Here is a 14,433-nt window from a genome sequence, read left to right on the forward strand (position 1 = left end):
GGCGGAATAGCAATTCCTGTGATCAGCACAGAATCCCAAAACTATGCTGTGCGTTCAGAATTGGTGTTTCGCGCGAAGAAGCATCGGACAGTATGCAGACAAACAATGCATGTATCGCGTCGCGATCTACTGCCGCAGATTGTCATCTATGGATGCACCGACTGGCGTCGATGCTTCAGACGGCGGCGGCGCCCGTTGCGATCATGTAGATCCCTGCGCAGGCACCGAGCACGGCCAGGCTGAACAGGACGAGTTCGGCAAGGGTGAAGACGCGCGCACCCTGTTCGCGGCGCGCAAGGATGTAGAGGATCGTGCCGGGGCCGTAGATGACGGTGGTCAGCAGCAGGTGCTGGGCGCCGGCGGCGTAGATCAGGCCCGCGGTATAGATCGTGGCGATGCCCGCCTGCACCAGATTGGCGCGACGGTCCGACGGATCCCGGTCATAGGTCTCGCCGCGATAGGCGAGCTTGAGGCCGTAGGCGGCGACGAGGAAATAGGGGATCAGGATCATCGAGCTCGTCAGTTCGAGCGCCAGGCGGAAGGCGTATTGCGTGAACAGCGTCAGGATCAGGAAGAGCTGGACGACGATGTTCGTCAGCCAGAGCGCGTTGGAAGGGACGCCGCGCGCGTTCTCATGGCTGAGGAAGCGGGGCATCGTTTCGAACTTCGAGGCCGAGTAGAGGATCTCGGCTGCGAGCAGCACCCAGGAGATGTAGGCGCCGGCCACCGAGATCAGCAGGCCGATGCTGACGAAGACGGCACCCCACGGGCCGACGACCGCCTCCAGGACGCCCGCCATCGACGGATTGCGCAGGGCGGTGAGTTCCGGCCGCAAGAGGACGCCGTAGGACAGAAGCGTCACCAGGACCATGAGGCAGAGCACGCCCAGGAAGCCCATGAGTGTTGCAAGCCCGACGTCCGAGCGGCGCCGGGCATAGCGCGAATAGACGCTCGCACCCTCGATGCCGACGAAGACGAAGACGGTCACGAGCATCGTGGCCCGGACCTGGCCGGCGATGCCGGCGAGGCTGACGTCGTCGTCGCCCCAGAAGCTCTCCGCGAACGTGTCGGTATCGAGGTTCAGGCCGACGAGGATGATGAAGAGAACGATCGGGATGATCTTCGCCAGCGTGACGACGTTGTTCAGGGCGGCTGCTTCCTTGATGCCGCGCAGGATCAGCGCATGCATGAGCCAGAGGAGCGCAGACGAGACGACAACGGCGGTCACCGTGTTGCCGTCGCCGAACACGGGGAAGAACAGCCCGAGCGTGGAGTTGATCAGCACGAAGTAGGAGACGTTGCCGAGAAGGGCCGCGGACCAGTATCCGAGCGCGGAGAGGAAGCCGGGGTAGTTGCCGAACCCGGTCTTGGCGTAGGCGTAGATGCCGGCGTCGAGATCGGGCTTGCGGCGCGACAGCGTCTGGAAGACCAGCGCCAGCATCAGCATGCCGATGCCGGCGATCGCCCAGGCGACGAGGGCGCCGAACGGCCCGGTCGCCCGCCCGAACGCCTGCGGCAGGGAAAAGATACCGGCGCCGACCATCGAGCCGACCACCATCGCCGTCAGCGTCCACAACGAGAATTTCTGCGGCGTATCCTGCGCCATGCTCGTCCATCCTCGTTGCGCGCAAGCGGTTTTTCGAAACCGGCCACCGGCGATCCTGCAACATCGTTGCCGCGGTGTAATTGGCGCACCGTCCCGGGATTTGGCCTGCAGTCTCACAATGGGAATTATTTCCACTCTATCGAGGTCGATGATCATCCGGCTTCTGCGGTTGCCGAGCGGGCGGCGGGATGCTCTAAATCTCCGTCATGTGACTCGAACCCCGGCGCCGGATGATGCCAGCGAAGCGCGTGCTTGCATTCGTGATGATGGTTACAGCGCTCGTCGGCTGCGGCGGACCGCGCGCGGTGACCGGTCTTCCGGCCGACAGCACCGGTCCCGGCTCGAAGGCGGTGGTCCCGATCTTCCTTGCGACCTCGCGGGAGCGTTCGGACGATCCGGCCAAGCCCTATTCCGCCGGACGTTCGCAGGAGCTGAATTTCGCCGCGTTCGACATCGGCATCCCGGCCGGGCACCGGCCGGGCCGCGTCGAGACGAGCGGCCGCGCTCCGGATCCCGAGCGCCATTTCACGGCACTCTCCTACGCCCCGATTGCCGACCGCCGCGCCTTCGTCGCCGCGCTCGATGCCGCGCTGGAGCAGCGCAGGCCGGAGAGCCGCGAGATCTTCATCTTCGTCCACGGCTACAACAACAACATCGCCGAGAGCCTGTTCCGCAACGCGCAACTCACCCACGACTACGCCATGGGGTCGGTTTCCCTGCACTATGCCTGGCCGTCGGGCGCCTCCATCCCGCTCTATGTCTTCGATCGCGACAGCGCCATCGTCGGCCGCGGCGGGCTTGCCGAGACGATCGCGATCGCCGCCGAGACGAAGGCTGCGAGGATCGTGCTTCTCGGTCATTCCATGGGCGCCTATGTGGTGATGGAAGCCCTCCGGGACCTCGCGATGAGCGGCAGGGAACGCGTCCTGAAAAGGCTCGGCGGCGTGGTGCTGGCTGCACCCGACATCGACATCGACGCCTTCCAGAGCCAGGCCGACGACATCGGCACGCTGCCCCAGCCCTTCACCATCGTCGTATCGCGCCGCGATCGCGCGCTCGGCTTCTCCCGACGGATCGCGGGCGGTCATCCGCGCGTCGGCAGCGGCGCCGACATCGCCTTCCTGCAGTCGCGCGGCATCACCGTGCTGGACGTCTCGGATGTCGACGGCGGCAGCCACAGCGTCTTTGCAAGCTCGGAGACGCTGATGAAGCTGATCGACAACAGCCGCCTGATGCGGGCGACGCTGGAGGACGAGCAGGCGGCGACGTCGCCCACCGCCCTTGCGGCCGGTGCCGCGGCCGTCGGAGAGGCGACGTCGCTGACGGTCTTCCTGCCGGCGCGGCTGATCGGCCGGCTCGCCACCGTACCGCCGGCACAATAGGCGGACGCCCTCTTGGGGTGCTGCGGCCGGCGTCGAATGGGACGCTGTGCCATGTACAACCCTGTTGCCGCGTGCATCATGACCGCATCGTCGCAATCCGTGCGCCCTTTTCGGAGTGGATGGCCCGTGTCACCGGTGGAGGAAGAGAGCCAGCGTGCACCGAACGCCCTGCCGGGGGGACTTGCGGCCCTGTGGCTGCTGCTCCTGGTGCTCTGGATCGTCTTCAACGCCTCGGCGGCGCCCGCCATCCTTCTCGTCGGGGTCCTGGCGGCCGGCGTCATCGCATGGATCTTCACCACGCGAAGTGCGGTCTGGAGCGACGTGCGCCTGACGCCGCTGAGGCTCTACCATTTCCTTTGCTACGCGGGCGTCTTCCTGGTCGAAATGGTCAAGGCGAACCTCGGCATGCTGCGCTACGTCTACGCGCCGCGCATCGACATCCACCCCGGGATCGTCCGGATCGACCTGCGGCTCAGCTCGCCGATCGGGCGCCTGGCGCTCGCCAATTCGATCGCGCTGACGCCCGGATCGCTGGTGATGGACATCGACGACGATGCGCTCTTCATCCACTGGCTGGACGTCAGGACGACGGATGCCGAGCTGGCGACCGAAATGATCGCCGGCGCATTCGACAAGCATCTGGGGAAGGTCTTTGGCTGACGCGATCCTCATGCTGGCCGGACTCCTGATCTTCTTCAGCATCGTGTTTTCCGTGCTGCGGCTGATCCTCGGCCGGACGGTCGTGGACCGCGTCGTCGCGATCGATACGCTGACCGTGATCTCGCTGTCGCTCCTGGCGCTCTACGCCCATCTCTCCGGGCGCTTCGTCTACCTCGACGTGGCGCTGGTCTACGGGCTCCTGAGCTTCCTGGCCGTGCTCGCCCTGGCGCGCTTCCTGGAAAGGGGGCGGTAGCCATGCTGCAGGAATTGCTCGTCATCCTGATCTGCATCAGCATCATCGTCAGCGGGCTACTGGCCGTGACCCTGCGCGGGCTGACGGCGGCGATGGTCAGTTCGGGCCTGGCAAGCCTGTTTGCGGCCGTGTCCTATGTCCTGCTCGCCGCGCCCGACGTCGCGATGGCGGAAGCGGCGATCGGGGCGGGGCTTTCGACGCTGGTCTTCCTCCATGCGATCCGCCGGACGAGCGCGGGAAAGGAGGAGTAGGAGGTGACGGAAACGATCGGCAGCATCATCATCCTCGCCGGCGCATTCTTCCTCTTCTCCGCAGGCGTCGGCCTGCTGCGCATGCCCGACACCTATACGCGCATCCAGGCGGGCACCAAGGCCTCCACCCTCGGCAACATCCTGGTCCTGGCCGGCCTCGGTTTCCATCATCCCGACTGGGCGCTGAAGCTGCTGGTGATCGCGGCCTTCGTCCTCTTGACCAACCCGCTCTCGTCGCATGCCCTGTCCCGCGCCGCCCATGCCATCGGTGTTCCATTGGCTCCGTCGACCGTCGTGGATGCGCTGGCGGAGCGCAACCGCGCGCGCGCCGAAGAGAAGCGATCGTCATGAAGAGGATCCGGGCTGCAATCGTCGTCCTCCTCTTTGGCGCGGCCTTCGCCGGGCTCGCCGTCGGCTACAGCGAACGCACCGTGCCGTCCGCGCTGGCGATGCGGTATCTGCAGGAGGTTCCGGCAGAACTCGGCGCCGCCAATGTCGTCACCGGCATCCTCATCACCTATCGCGGCTTCGACACGCTGGGCGAGGTCGCCGTGCTGTTCATGGTCGCCGCCAGCGTCGGCATGCTGCTTTCCGCCGGGGCCGGCCGGCGTGCCGTTCCGGCAGGCGCCAGTGCCCCTCCGGCCCGGCCGCCGAGCGAGTTGGTGGTCAACGGTGCGGAAGTCGTCCTGCCCGTGGCCTTCCTGTTCGGCGCCTATGTCATCGTCAACGGCCATCTTTCGGCAGGCGGCGGTTTCCAGGGCGGGGCAGTCGTCGCCTCCGGGGTCGTCCTGCTCGTTCTCGCGCGGCCGTCGGTCGCGCTGCACCACGGTTTCCTGAGCGTGACGGAGTCGCTCGCCGGCGTCTTCTACGTCGCGCTCGGCATTCTCGGGCTGATCTTCGCCGGCGGCTTCCTCGACAGCCACATCCTGCCGCGCGGCGAATTCGGCGCGTTTATCAGCGCCGGCGCCATTCCGCTGATTTCGGCGCTCCTCGGCATCAAGGTCGCAGCCGAGCTCAGCGTCATCATCGATCGCTTCCGCAGTTGAGCGGGGCAGGAGGGGCGATGGGGCTGCCGATTTCACATCTGCTTCTGGTGACCGGCCTCGTGCTGATGCTGATCGGGATGTGGGGCGTCTTGGTGCATCGGAACATCCTGCGCATCATCATCGGCTTCTCGCTGTTCGGCACCGGCACGCATATCGTCATCGTCGCGACAGGTTATGTCACCGGCGGGACGGCGCCGATCATCGACGCCGCGCTTCCGGCAGGTGCTGCGGGTGCCCGGGCCGTGGATCCCATCCCCTCCGCCCTCGTGGTGACGGCGATCGTCATCGGCTTTTCGGTGACGGCGGTGATGCTGTCCTACGCGATCCGGCTCTACGCGGCGCGCAAGACACTCTCCATCGACGCGTTCACGGAGCAGAAATGGTAGAGGGGCTTCTCCAGCCTTTGAACATCTTCCTGCTCGGACTGGGCGGCGGCTTCCTGATCCCGCTGCTCCATCGGCTGTCGAAGCGTCTGCCCGCCACGGCGTTCTGGGTGAGCCTCGCCGGCATGACGCTCGTGTCCGGCGTTTGCCTCTGGCGCCTTCTCGGCGGCGCGGACGCCTTCGAAATCCGGACTGCCGGAACCGCGCCGCCGCTGGCGATCAGCCTGCGGCTGGGCCTGGCGGAGGGGTTCTTCGCCTTCTGCGTCAACCTCGCGGCCCTGCTCGGCGCCTGGCAGCTTTGGCCCCGCCTGCGCGACAGCTACACCTTCCTGCTGCTGTTTCTGATCCTCGTCATGGGCATCAACGGCATGATCATGACGCGCGACCTCTTCAACCTGTTCGTCTTTCTCGAGATCGTATCGATCGGCACCTATGGCCTGTTCGGCCTCGGGCAGACGCCGGCGGCCGTGGCGGGCGCGTTCAAGTACATCATGGCGACCGTGCTCGCCTCGTCGTTCTTCCTGCTCGGGGCGGCCTTGCTCTATCATGTGACGGGAACGCTCAGCATCGACGAGATGGTCATGCGGCGCGACCTGATCGCGGGCCCCGTCGGTTTGACCGCGCTCGTCCTGGTGCTTTCCTGCCTCATCGTCGAGCTGAAGCCTTTCCCGGCGAACGGCTGGGGGCTCGACGTCTACGAGACGGCGCCTGCCGGCGTGGCGGCGCTCGTCTCCGTGGGCGTCTCGGCCGGCGTGTTCTTCGCGCTCTTCAAGCTGATGCCGCTCTTTGCCGCGCATCTGACGCTGATCGCGTTCTCGGCCGCCGTGACCTTCCTCCTCTCCAATCTGGTGGGCCTCAGGCAGACGAACGTCCAGCGCATGCTCGGCTGTTCCTCGATCGCGCAGATGGCGCTGCTGGTGCTGGCGCTGGCACTGCTGTTGCGGCAGGGCGCCGACGACGCGCTGGCGCTCGTGGTCGGCGGGCTCTTCTTCAGCCACCTGTTCGCCAAGGCGGGGTTGTTCTGGCTTGCGGGCGCCGTGCGGCGTGAAAGGATCCGGGACTGGAACGTCCTGGCGGCGGGGCCTTCCTTCCTTCTGGTCTTCTGCTGCCTGCTCGTGGCGATCGCGGGCCTGCCGCCCTTTCCCGGCTTCTGGGCGAAGTGGGAACTGGTGCTGAGGCTTGCGCGGGAGGGCGGTTACGCGTGGATCGCGGTGGTCCTCATGGGCTCCCTGCTGGAGGCCGCCTACCTGTTCCGGTGGTTCGGCCGCGCCATCAAGGCCGGCCGCAGGGACACCGGCGGCCCGCTCTCACACGGGCGGCTGTTTCCGGCCGCAGCCTGCGTCGCGCTTCTGGTCATGGGCGGCGGCGTCGCCGCCTCGGCAGCCGGGATCACCTCCCTCTGGGTCTACACACCGTTAGCGGCAGGGGGGCTCCTGGTTGCGGCCGAGGGCCTGCCGGGACGGGCAAAATGCGGATTGATGCTGCTGGCGGTCGCCGTCCTCGGGGTCTGGATGGCGCAGGGCACCGGCGGCATCAACGGCCTGTTCGCGACGCTTCTGCTTTCCGGCGGGCTGGTGATCGCCGCGGCCGGTCTCTACCGCCGCGACGCACGGCCCGGTTACTATCCGCTGATGGCGGTGCTTCTGCTGTCGATCGTCGCGCTGCTGCGGGCCTCGACGAGCCTGGAGTTCTTCTTCGCCTGGGAACTGGTGACGCTGGCGTCGTTCTTCATGCTTGCGCTCGCGCCTGCCGCGCGCGGGGTCGTGCTGCAGTACCTGCTGTTCTCGCTGGCGTCCGCCTTCGTGCTTCTCGTGGGGCTTGCGGTCGCGGCGTCTGCGACGGGCACCACCAGCCTCTCTTCGTTCCTCGCCGCCGGTCCGGTCGCCGCGCCGGCATTCGTGCTGATCGCGCTCGGGTGCATGGTCAAGATCGGCGTCATCGGCGTTCATGTCTGGTTACCCGCAGCTTACGCAAGGGCGGACGACGATTTCTCCGCCATGCTGTCCGCCGTCGTCGGAAAGGTGGCCGTCTTCGGCCTGTTCATGGCCGCCTATCTGGCGACGCGCGCGGAAGCAGGGCTCGAGCTTGCGCGCATTGTCGGCTGGATCGGCATGCTGACGACGGTGGTTGCCGCCCTTCTCGCGCTCCAGCAGGCCGACATGAAACGGATGCTCGCCTATTCCAGCCTCAGCCAGACCGGCTACATCGTCACCGCCGTGGCGTTGATCAGCCATCTCGGCTGGGTGACGGCGCTCTACCTCGTCGCCAACCATCTGATGGTCAAGGGCATCCTGTTCCTCGCGGCGGCCGCGGTGATCGAGCGCACCGGCCTCAGGCGGCTGGAGGCGTGCGGCGGGCTGGCGAGGCGGATGCCGCTGACCTTTTCGGTGGCGGTCATTGCGCTGGTCTCCATGTCGGGCCTGCCGCCGCTCGCCGGCTTCGGCGGGAAGTGGCTGCTCCTGAGCGCGATGATGGAGCGGGGCTGGTACGGGCCGCTGGCTCTCGGGATCCTCGCGACCCTGGTCGGTCTGCTCTACATGGTTCGTTTCGGCCACGCGGTCTTTCTCGGCCCGCTGAAGCCGGAGCGTGGAGCGGTGCGCGAGGCGCCGGCAGCGCTGCTGGTCCCGCAGTTCGTGCTGGTTGCCGGCATCCTGCTGCTGTCGTTCTTCCCCAAGCTGTTCATGGATCCGGTTTCGGCCGCGATCGACCCGCAGTTCGCCTCGACCCTCGTCTGGCAGGGCATGTCGCTGGAGCTGATCTATGCCTACTGGAACCCGGCGAGGGCGATGGCGGGCGCCGTCGGCCTGGCACTGGTCGGCGCGGTGGTGCTGTGGCTCTCCTACAGGATCGGGCGCCGGCCGTCGCAGTCTGGCGGCCTTGCGCGGTTCTTCCGCTACTACCGGCCGCTGCTCGCGCCGGTGCTGGCATCGCATGCCGAGCGCTTCTGGGACGCGGTGTCGGTCGTATTCGGTGCGGCCGCCGGGGCGGCGCGACGGGTCTATGGCGGCAACGGCCAGACCTATGCGATCCAGGTGCTGGCCTATGTGCTGGTGCTCTATTTCTTCGTCGTGGCCTATCCGCTGCTGCAGTCCCGGTAGGGGGCGGGAAAGACCCCCTCGATTTTACAGGACCGCCTTTGCGGGCTAACGTTGGGGATCGTGGGCCGAAGATGAAGCATTCAACGAGCAGGAAAGGAAGAGAAATGCGCAAGTTATCCCTTTTACTCGTTCTGGCCGCGATTGCTGCCACCGGCTGCACGCCGACCGAAAGAGGCGCCGGCATCGGTGCGGCAACCGGTGCGGTCATCGGCGGTGCCGTCACCGGCAATGTCCGGGGCGCCGCAGTCGGCGCTGCCATCGGCGGCGTCTCGGGTGCGGTGATCGGCAATGTCGCCGGCCGGCCGGGCCAGTGCTACTACCGCGACCGATACGGCCGCCGCTACATCGCGGCCTGCCCGGGCTAGCCGCCCGAAGGGGTTCGCCTGTCGCCGGCGGCGCGTCATGCCGCCGGGGACAGGGCGGCCCCGCGCGGGTACCCTCGACCGAAAACGGGGACCTCGCGCCGATAGCCTCGGTCCGGCCAGTCGCCGATCGCAGATGCATCCGTCACGCAAGTCCGAGCTTCCAGGAGGCCGCATTGAGCCGGTTCATCGTCTCGTCACTCTTCGTCGCCCTTCTCGCCATGCCGCCGGTGTTGGCGCCTGCCCCCGCCGAGGCGGTGACGATCAACATCCATATCGGCAGCAATGTCAGCGGCGGGCGCTCCATCAGCTGCCGCGAGGGCCAGAGGCGGTTGCGAAACCGCGGATTCCGCGATGTGCGGAAGGTCGATTGCCGTGGCCGCTTCTTCGTCTACAGGGCCTGGCGGGGCGCGAGCCGCTACGAGATCGCCGTCAACCGCCACAACGGTCGCGTCGTTGACGTGCGCCGCCTGCGGCGGCGGTAGCAGGGGGTCGCCGCGCCAGTCCCGACAGGCCGGTTCCGGGCCGGGCGCCCTGCGTCATGGGTCGGCCGGCGCCGGGACGTCGGTTTTCGGCGGCTCGCCGGACAGCAGCGTGGCGATCCATCGGGTCGTCTCGATCCGCGAACCGTACTCGATCAGGCCGATCAGGATGGGCACGCCGATGAACGCACCGGGCAGCCCCCACATGAAGCTCCAGAAGAACACGGCGAAGATCACCGCAAAGGGCGAGATCGCCAGCGAGGCGCCGGTCAGGCGCGGCTCGAAATAGCTGCCGATCACGAACTGGATCACGTTCAGGCCGGCGAACACCACGACGGCTGATTGCCAGGTGTCGAACTGGGCGATGGCGAAGAGGGTGGGGAAGGCGGTTGCGATGAAGGGGCCGAGGAAGGGGATGTAGTTCAGGGCGAAGGCGATCGCCCCCCAGGCGGCGGCCAGTTCCAGCCCGACGACGCTGGCGAAGATCCAGACGACCAGCCCGGTCAGAACGCTTGCGAAGGTACGCACGGCCATGAAGCGCCTGAGCTTGGCGGCGATCCGCAGGTTGGCTTCCAGGATCGTCGCCCCGAGCGGCTGGATGCTCGGCAGCATCAGCCGGCGCTTGAAATCCTCGACTTCGAGCAGCCCCAGCAGAACCGAGATGAAGATCACGAGCGTGAAGCCGGCGAAGCTGTTCATCCGCCCTGCCACCCCCTGGAGCATGCCGACAAGCCAGCCGACGTTGAACCGCTCGGACAGCGGGCCGGCAATGGCGATGCCGTGTTCCTCTAGCCATTGCGACCAGTCGAGGTAGATCGCCTGGAACCGGCCGGCGTTGATGAACAGCCAATGTCCCAGCACGCTCAGCCCCCAGGCGATCGCCGAGCCGACCGCGACGACGGCGATGATGGTGACGGTGAGCGTGATCAGGAGCGCCAGCAGGCGCGGCATCACGCGCTGCAGTGCGGCCTGCATCGGCCAGATCAGCGCGATGGCGAGGATCGAGAAGGCCAGCGGTACGAAGACCGATTGCGCCACGTAGAGAAGCGCCAGGGTGAGCACGCCGGCCGTCACCAGCGCCGTGATGCGTCCTTCATCCAGTTTCATCATGCCGCGTCCCCTCCCGTGCCGGTGATCGGCAGCACCCGAAGGAGATTACGCAGCGTTCGGGGAGAACTGCAACGTGCCCGGGAAGCATTTCGTCGACCCGGTGTGGACCGCCGCAATATCCGGTCGTCTCTCATCCGCTCGACGCCCCGGTCCTGGCGCTGTTTGTCAACCGCGCGCGCCTTCCTTGGTCTGCAGCCAGGTACGGATGAGGTGGCGGTAGCGCTGCCCGTCGAAGCTCGGGAAATGGCCGCCGTGGACGATGCGCACCGGGTAGTCCAGCAGGCGCTTCATCGAGGCGAGGTAGTCGGCAGCATCGGAGTGGTAGGTGTCCTCGATCAACGGGCCGTCATAGAGGATGTCGCCGGAAAAGAGGATGCCGGTCGCCTTCTCGAACAGGGCGATCCCGCCGGGCGAGTGGCCGGGCGTGTGGATCACCTCGAAATGCCGGTCGCCGAGATCGATCACGTCGCCGTCCGCAAGGATCCGCGTCGCCGGTGCCGCCTTCACCGCATAGCATTTCGAGCAGTAGGGTTCCGGCGGAAGCGCGTCGAAGATCTCGTCGGTGACGTAGGGATCGGCGAGCGTGTTGGCGCGGGTGGGATGCGCGAGCAGATCGGCCTCGGCTGTGTGGACGGCGCGGCAGTCGAATTCGTGGTGGCAGCCGATGTGGTCGAAATGGGTGTGGCTGGCGACGGCGGTCAGCGGCCGCTCCGTCACCAGCGGCACCCATTGCCTGAGCGAGACGACGCCCATGCCGCTATCCACCAGCATGTCGGCATCGCGGCCGCGCACGTGCCAGATGTTGCAGCGGTAGAACTCCTTGATGTGCGGCTCGCAGATGAAGGTGACGTCGCCATCGAGACGCCGGACCGCATACCAGTCTTCGGGGGCCATGCGCTGCATGCTCACGCCTCCCTGGTCTCGGGCAGGGCGGTGACGCCCGCAGGGTCGAAGGAAAGCGCGATCCGATCGCACGGCGCGATCGTTGCGGTCGGCGGCAGGTGCGCCACGAACCTCTTCTCCGGCGAGGCGACCGGCACGAGATGGCAGCGGTAGTGGGTGCCGAAGAAGGAGACGTCGCTGACGACCGCCTCGCTGAGGCCGGCGACGGCGCGCTGGTCGACGGCGCGGAAATGTTCGGGACGGATGCAGATCGTCACCCGCGCGCCGGCCTGCGGCCGGGCAATCGTGAAGTTGGCGATCGGCAGCACGATCGGGCCGATCCCGGTCTCCACCTCGGCGGTATCGCAGTCGACGCGACCGACCCGGCCGTCCAGAAAATTGACCTCGCCCATGAAGCCGGCGGCGAAGATCGACTTCGGCCGCATGTAGATGTCCGACGGGGGACCGAAATCCTCCACCCGGCCACGGTTCATCACGACGATGCGGTCGGCGATCGCCATCGCCTCCTCCTGGTCGTGGGTGACGTGGACGAAGGTGGTGCCGACGCGCTTCTGCAGCGCCTTCAACTCATCCTGCATCTGCCGCCGAAGTTTGAGATCGAGCGCGCCGAGCGGTTCGTCGAGCAGCAGCACGTCCGGGTCGACCGCCAGCGCGCGGGCCAGCGCCACGCGCTGGCGCTGGCCGCCGGACAGCTCGTGCGGCTTCTTGCGGGCGGACGATTTCAGGCCGACCAAGTCGAGGAAACCGGCCGCCTTCGCCTCCCGGCTGGCCCTGTCCATCCCGCGCATGCGCAGGCCGAAGCCGACATTGTCGATCAGCCGCATGTGCGGAAAGAGGGCGTAGTCCTGGAACATCGTCGTCGTCGGCCGCCGTGCCGGCGGAACGCCCGCCATGTCGCGGTCGCCGATCTTCACCGTGCCGCTTGTCGGCGTGAGAAACCCGCCGAGGATGGACAGCAGCGTCGTCTTTCCGCAGCCGGACGGGCCGAGCAGTACGATGAACTCGCCGGCGGCGATATCGAGCCAGACGTCGTCGAGCGCCTTGAAGGTGGCGAAGGTCCGCGTGAGGTTCCTGATCGATACGGATGCGGTCATGTCTTGCGGCTCCTGCCGAAGAGAGCGAGTTCGAGGACGACCAGCACGACGATCGAGGCGAGGAACACGAGAGATCCGATGGCATTGGTCTTCGGGTTCAGGCCCGAGCGCAGCATGCTCCAGATCTCCACCGGCAGCGTCACCTCGAAGCGTGACAGCAGGAAGGCAATGATGAACTCGTCCCAGCTGAAGGTGATGGAGAGGAAGAAGGCGGCCATGATCGAGGGCATCAGCATCGGGGCCGTCACCAGCGCCATGACCTTGATGTCGCTGGCGCCGAGGTCGCGCGCGGCGCGCTCGATATTGACATGATGGTCGCCCATCGAGGCATAGATGATGGCAAAGCAGAGCGGCAGGTTGATCACGACATGGCCGATGCCGACCGTCCAGAGCGACAGCGGCACCTGCAGCGCGTTCAGCACCACCAGCAGCCCGAGCGCGATGATCAGGTAGCTCACCGTCATCGGGGCAATGAGCAGCCCGCGCATCAGCGCCGAGCCGGGCAACCGGTAGCGCGCCAGCGCATAGGCGGCGAGGAAGCCGAGCAGGCAGGCGACGAGCGAGGAGAGGATTGCGACCAGCAGCGAATTGCCGAGCGCGGCCATCAGCTTGCCGTCGGCGAAGACGGCCTCGTACCATTGCAGCGAGAAGCCGTTGAACGGCGGCACCGGCAGGCGGCCGTCCTGGAAGGAGAACAGCACCAGGACCGCGACCGGCAGGAAGATGAAGACGTAGAGGGCGGCGAGATAGAGCCAGCTTGCGAGCGATGCGAGCAGTCGCCGCACGCCGCCGGCGGGGAATGTGATATCGCTCGATCGTGTTTCGCCGGGCCGTGCCATGGTCTCAGGCCCTCTCGATCTTCAGCCAGCGGGCGCAGGCGATGTAGGCCACCGTCACCGCCAGCATCAGGATGATGGAGAGGGCTGCCGCCATCGGGAAGTCGGCGCGGCGGCCGATCTGCAGCATGATGATCTGCGGCAGCACCAGTTCGTTGTTGCCGCCGAGGATCTGCGGGGTGATGTAGTCGCCGATGCAGAGCACGAAGGTGAGGAAGGCGCCGGTCATGATGCCCGGCAGCGTCAGCGGCAGGATCACGTGCCGGAAGGTCTGGAAGCCGTTGGCGCCGAGATCGGCCGCCGCGCGGCGATAGTTCGGCGAGAGCTGGATCAGGTTGGAATAGATCGTCAGCGTCAGGAGCATGACGAAGAAATGCACGAAGCCGATGACGGTCGCCGTGCGGTTGCTGGCGAGTTCCAGCGGCTCGGAGATCAGCCCGATGCCGAGCAGAGCCTGGTTGATGACGCCGCCCTTGGAGAGCACCAGCAGCCAGGAATAGGAGCGCACCACGTAGCTCGTCCAGAACGGCAGGATCGCCAGGATCAGCGCCATGCGCTGCCAGCGTTTCGGCACGCGCTCGGCGATGATCCAAGCGAGCGGATAGGCGAGCAGGACGGAGAGCGCCGTCACCGTCAGCGTGATCTCCAGCGAATTCGTCAGGCCCTTCAGCAGCGCGCCTTCGGTGAGGAACCGGGCGTAGTTGTCGAGGTTCCAGGCCCGGACGATGTCGCGGCCCTGCCGCGACCACAGGCTCATCGCCACCATGTAGACGAACGGCACGACGAAGAACGCAAGGGTCCAGATGAAGGCCGGGGCGACGAAGCCCCAGGCCTTGCGGCGTTCCCTGTCTTCAAGCGTGGCGGTGGTCATGGCCGAGGGTATCACTGTTTGCAAGGCGCCGGCGCAACTCTTCCTCCGTTCAACGGTGCAAGGGTCGCGGCCCGGATTTGGCGATCAGGGGCGGGC

Annotated in this window: 16 protein-coding genes; 10 read left to right on the forward strand and 6 right to left on the reverse strand. The window is 66.7% G+C overall.

All coding sequences use genetic code 11. From position 1 onward, the window contains the following. Nucleotides 1-175: 175 nt before the first annotated feature. Complete coding sequence (locus P0086_RS10330) at nt 176-1,606, reverse strand: basic amino acid/polyamine antiporter (RefSeq protein ID WP_148190909.1); 1,431 nt, start codon at nt 1,604-1,606, stop codon at nt 176-178. A 233-nt stretch (nt 1,607-1,839) separates the two neighbouring features. Between P0086_RS10330 and P0086_RS10335 the strand changes: the two genes are divergently transcribed. The 10 genes from P0086_RS10335 to P0086_RS10380 all read left to right on the forward strand — a co-directional run bounded on the left by P0086_RS10335 (nt 1,840) and on the right by P0086_RS10380 (nt 9,526). Continuing rightward, entirely contained in the window at nt 1,840-2,988 is a 1,149-nt protein-coding gene (locus P0086_RS10335) for an alpha/beta hydrolase (RefSeq protein WP_148190911.1), read from the forward strand. A 126-nt stretch (nt 2,989-3,114) separates the two neighbouring features. Further along, nucleotides 3,115-3,648, forward strand: coding sequence for a Na+/H+ antiporter subunit E (locus P0086_RS10340; protein WP_275785153.1), 534 nt, complete (start codon nt 3,115-3,117; stop codon nt 3,646-3,648). Beyond that, on the forward strand, nt 3,641-3,901 hold the full coding sequence (locus tag P0086_RS10345; RefSeq protein WP_112594123.1) for a monovalent cation/H+ antiporter complex subunit F: 261 nt from the start codon (nt 3,641-3,643) through the stop codon (nt 3,899-3,901). Before P0086_RS10340 ends, P0086_RS10345 begins: the two co-directional genes overlap by 8 nt. A gap of 2 nt (nt 3,902-3,903) precedes the next feature. Beyond that, nucleotides 3,904-4,152, forward strand: a complete 249-nt coding sequence (locus tag P0086_RS10350) for a hydrogenase subunit MbhD domain-containing protein (protein ID WP_275785156.1) — start codon at nt 3,904-3,906, stop codon at nt 4,150-4,152. Nucleotides 4,153-4,155: 3 nt separating this feature from the next. Further along, entirely contained in the window at nt 4,156-4,503 is a 348-nt protein-coding gene (mnhG, locus tag P0086_RS10355; RefSeq protein WP_148190913.1) for a monovalent cation/H(+) antiporter subunit G, read from the forward strand. Then, nucleotides 4,500-5,198 (forward strand): hydrogen gas-evolving membrane-bound hydrogenase subunit E, encoded by a 699-nt coding sequence (mbhE, locus tag P0086_RS10360; RefSeq protein WP_148190915.1) that lies wholly within the window; start codon nt 4,500-4,502, stop codon nt 5,196-5,198. Before mnhG ends, mbhE begins: the two co-directional genes overlap by 4 nt. A 17-nt stretch (nt 5,199-5,215) precedes the next feature. After that, nucleotides 5,216-5,584: a cation:proton antiporter subunit C gene (locus tag P0086_RS10365; RefSeq protein WP_112594126.1), complete on the forward strand. Its 369-nt coding sequence runs from the start codon at nt 5,216-5,218 to the stop codon at nt 5,582-5,584. Continuing rightward, a complete protein-coding gene (locus tag P0086_RS10370; protein ID WP_275785164.1) occupies nt 5,578-8,679 on the forward strand; it encodes a proton-conducting transporter membrane subunit in 3,102 nt (1,033 codons plus the stop codon). Before P0086_RS10365 ends, P0086_RS10370 begins: the two co-directional genes overlap by 7 nt. Before the next feature lie 104 nt (nt 8,680-8,783). Continuing rightward, entirely contained in the window at nt 8,784-9,044 is a 261-nt protein-coding gene (locus P0086_RS10375) for a YMGG-like glycine zipper-containing protein (RefSeq protein WP_112607521.1), read from the forward strand. 173 nt (nt 9,045-9,217) lie between these two features. Next, nucleotides 9,218-9,526 carry a hypothetical protein gene (locus P0086_RS10380; RefSeq protein WP_275785169.1) on the forward strand — a complete coding sequence of 103 codons (309 nt, stop codon included), beginning with the start codon at nt 9,218-9,220 and terminating at the stop codon, nt 9,524-9,526. A gap of 54 nt (nt 9,527-9,580) precedes the next feature. On the opposite strand, the gene P0086_RS10385 is transcribed toward P0086_RS10380, so the two are convergent. The 5 genes from P0086_RS10385 to P0086_RS10405 form a co-directional block, all read right to left on the reverse strand. Next, complete coding sequence (locus P0086_RS10385; protein WP_148190919.1) at nt 9,581-10,633, reverse strand: AI-2E family transporter; 1,053 nt, start codon at nt 10,631-10,633, stop codon at nt 9,581-9,583. 165 nt (nt 10,634-10,798) lie between these two features. Beyond that, a complete protein-coding gene (locus tag P0086_RS10390; protein ID WP_148190921.1) occupies nt 10,799-11,536 on the reverse strand; it encodes an MBL fold metallo-hydrolase in 738 nt (245 codons plus the stop codon). A 2-nt stretch (nt 11,537-11,538) separates the two neighbouring features. Continuing rightward, nucleotides 11,539-12,630, reverse strand: coding sequence for an ABC transporter ATP-binding protein (locus tag P0086_RS10395; protein ID WP_148190922.1), 1,092 nt, complete (start codon nt 12,628-12,630; stop codon nt 11,539-11,541). Beyond that, nucleotides 12,627-13,469 carry an ABC transporter permease gene (locus tag P0086_RS10400; protein ID WP_148190924.1) on the reverse strand — a complete coding sequence of 281 codons (843 nt, stop codon included), beginning with the start codon at nt 13,467-13,469 and terminating at the stop codon, nt 12,627-12,629. The genes P0086_RS10395 and P0086_RS10400 overlap by 4 nt, the downstream gene beginning before the upstream one ends. A gap of 4 nt (nt 13,470-13,473) precedes the next feature. Next, nucleotides 13,474-14,337: an ABC transporter permease gene (locus P0086_RS10405; RefSeq protein WP_112594133.1), complete on the reverse strand. Its 864-nt coding sequence runs from the start codon at nt 14,335-14,337 to the stop codon at nt 13,474-13,476. Nucleotides 14,338-14,433: the final 96 nt, after the last annotated feature.

The sequence above is a fragment of the Mycoplana sp. MJR14 genome, assembly GCF_029210525.1.
Taxonomy (GTDB): Bacteria; Pseudomonadota; Alphaproteobacteria; order Rhizobiales; family Rhizobiaceae; genus Mycoplana.

Coding starts and splice junctions, on each gene's coding strand:
- P0086_RS10400 (WP_148190924.1), bottom strand. CDS start 13,469: ATGGCACGGCCCGGCGAAACACGATCGAGCGATATCACATTCCCCGCC.
- P0086_RS10385 (WP_148190919.1), bottom strand. CDS start 10,633: ATGATGAAACTGGATGAAGGACGCATCACGGCGCTGGTGACGGCCGGC.
- P0086_RS10365 (WP_112594126.1), top strand. CDS start 5,216: ATGGGGCTGCCGATTTCACATCTGCTTCTGGTGACCGGCCTCGTGCTG.
- P0086_RS10370 (WP_275785164.1), top strand. CDS start 5,578: ATGGTAGAGGGGCTTCTCCAGCCTTTGAACATCTTCCTGCTCGGACTG.
- P0086_RS10390 (WP_148190921.1), bottom strand. CDS start 11,536: ATGCAGCGCATGGCCCCCGAAGACTGGTATGCGGTCCGGCGTCTCGAT.
- P0086_RS10350 (WP_275785156.1), top strand. CDS start 3,904: ATGCTGCAGGAATTGCTCGTCATCCTGATCTGCATCAGCATCATCGTC.
- P0086_RS10395 (WP_148190922.1), bottom strand. CDS start 12,630: ATGACCGCATCCGTATCGATCAGGAACCTCACGCGGACCTTCGCCACC.
- P0086_RS10405 (WP_112594133.1), bottom strand. CDS start 14,337: ATGACCACCGCCACGCTTGAAGACAGGGAACGCCGCAAGGCCTGGGGC.
- mbhE (WP_148190915.1), top strand. CDS start 4,500: ATGAAGAGGATCCGGGCTGCAATCGTCGTCCTCCTCTTTGGCGCGGCC.
- P0086_RS10375 (WP_112607521.1), top strand. CDS start 8,784: ATGCGCAAGTTATCCCTTTTACTCGTTCTGGCCGCGATTGCTGCCACC.
- P0086_RS10330 (WP_148190909.1), bottom strand. CDS start 1,606: ATGGCGCAGGATACGCCGCAGAAATTCTCGTTGTGGACGCTGACGGCG.
- P0086_RS10335 (WP_148190911.1), top strand. CDS start 1,840: ATGCCAGCGAAGCGCGTGCTTGCATTCGTGATGATGGTTACAGCGCTC.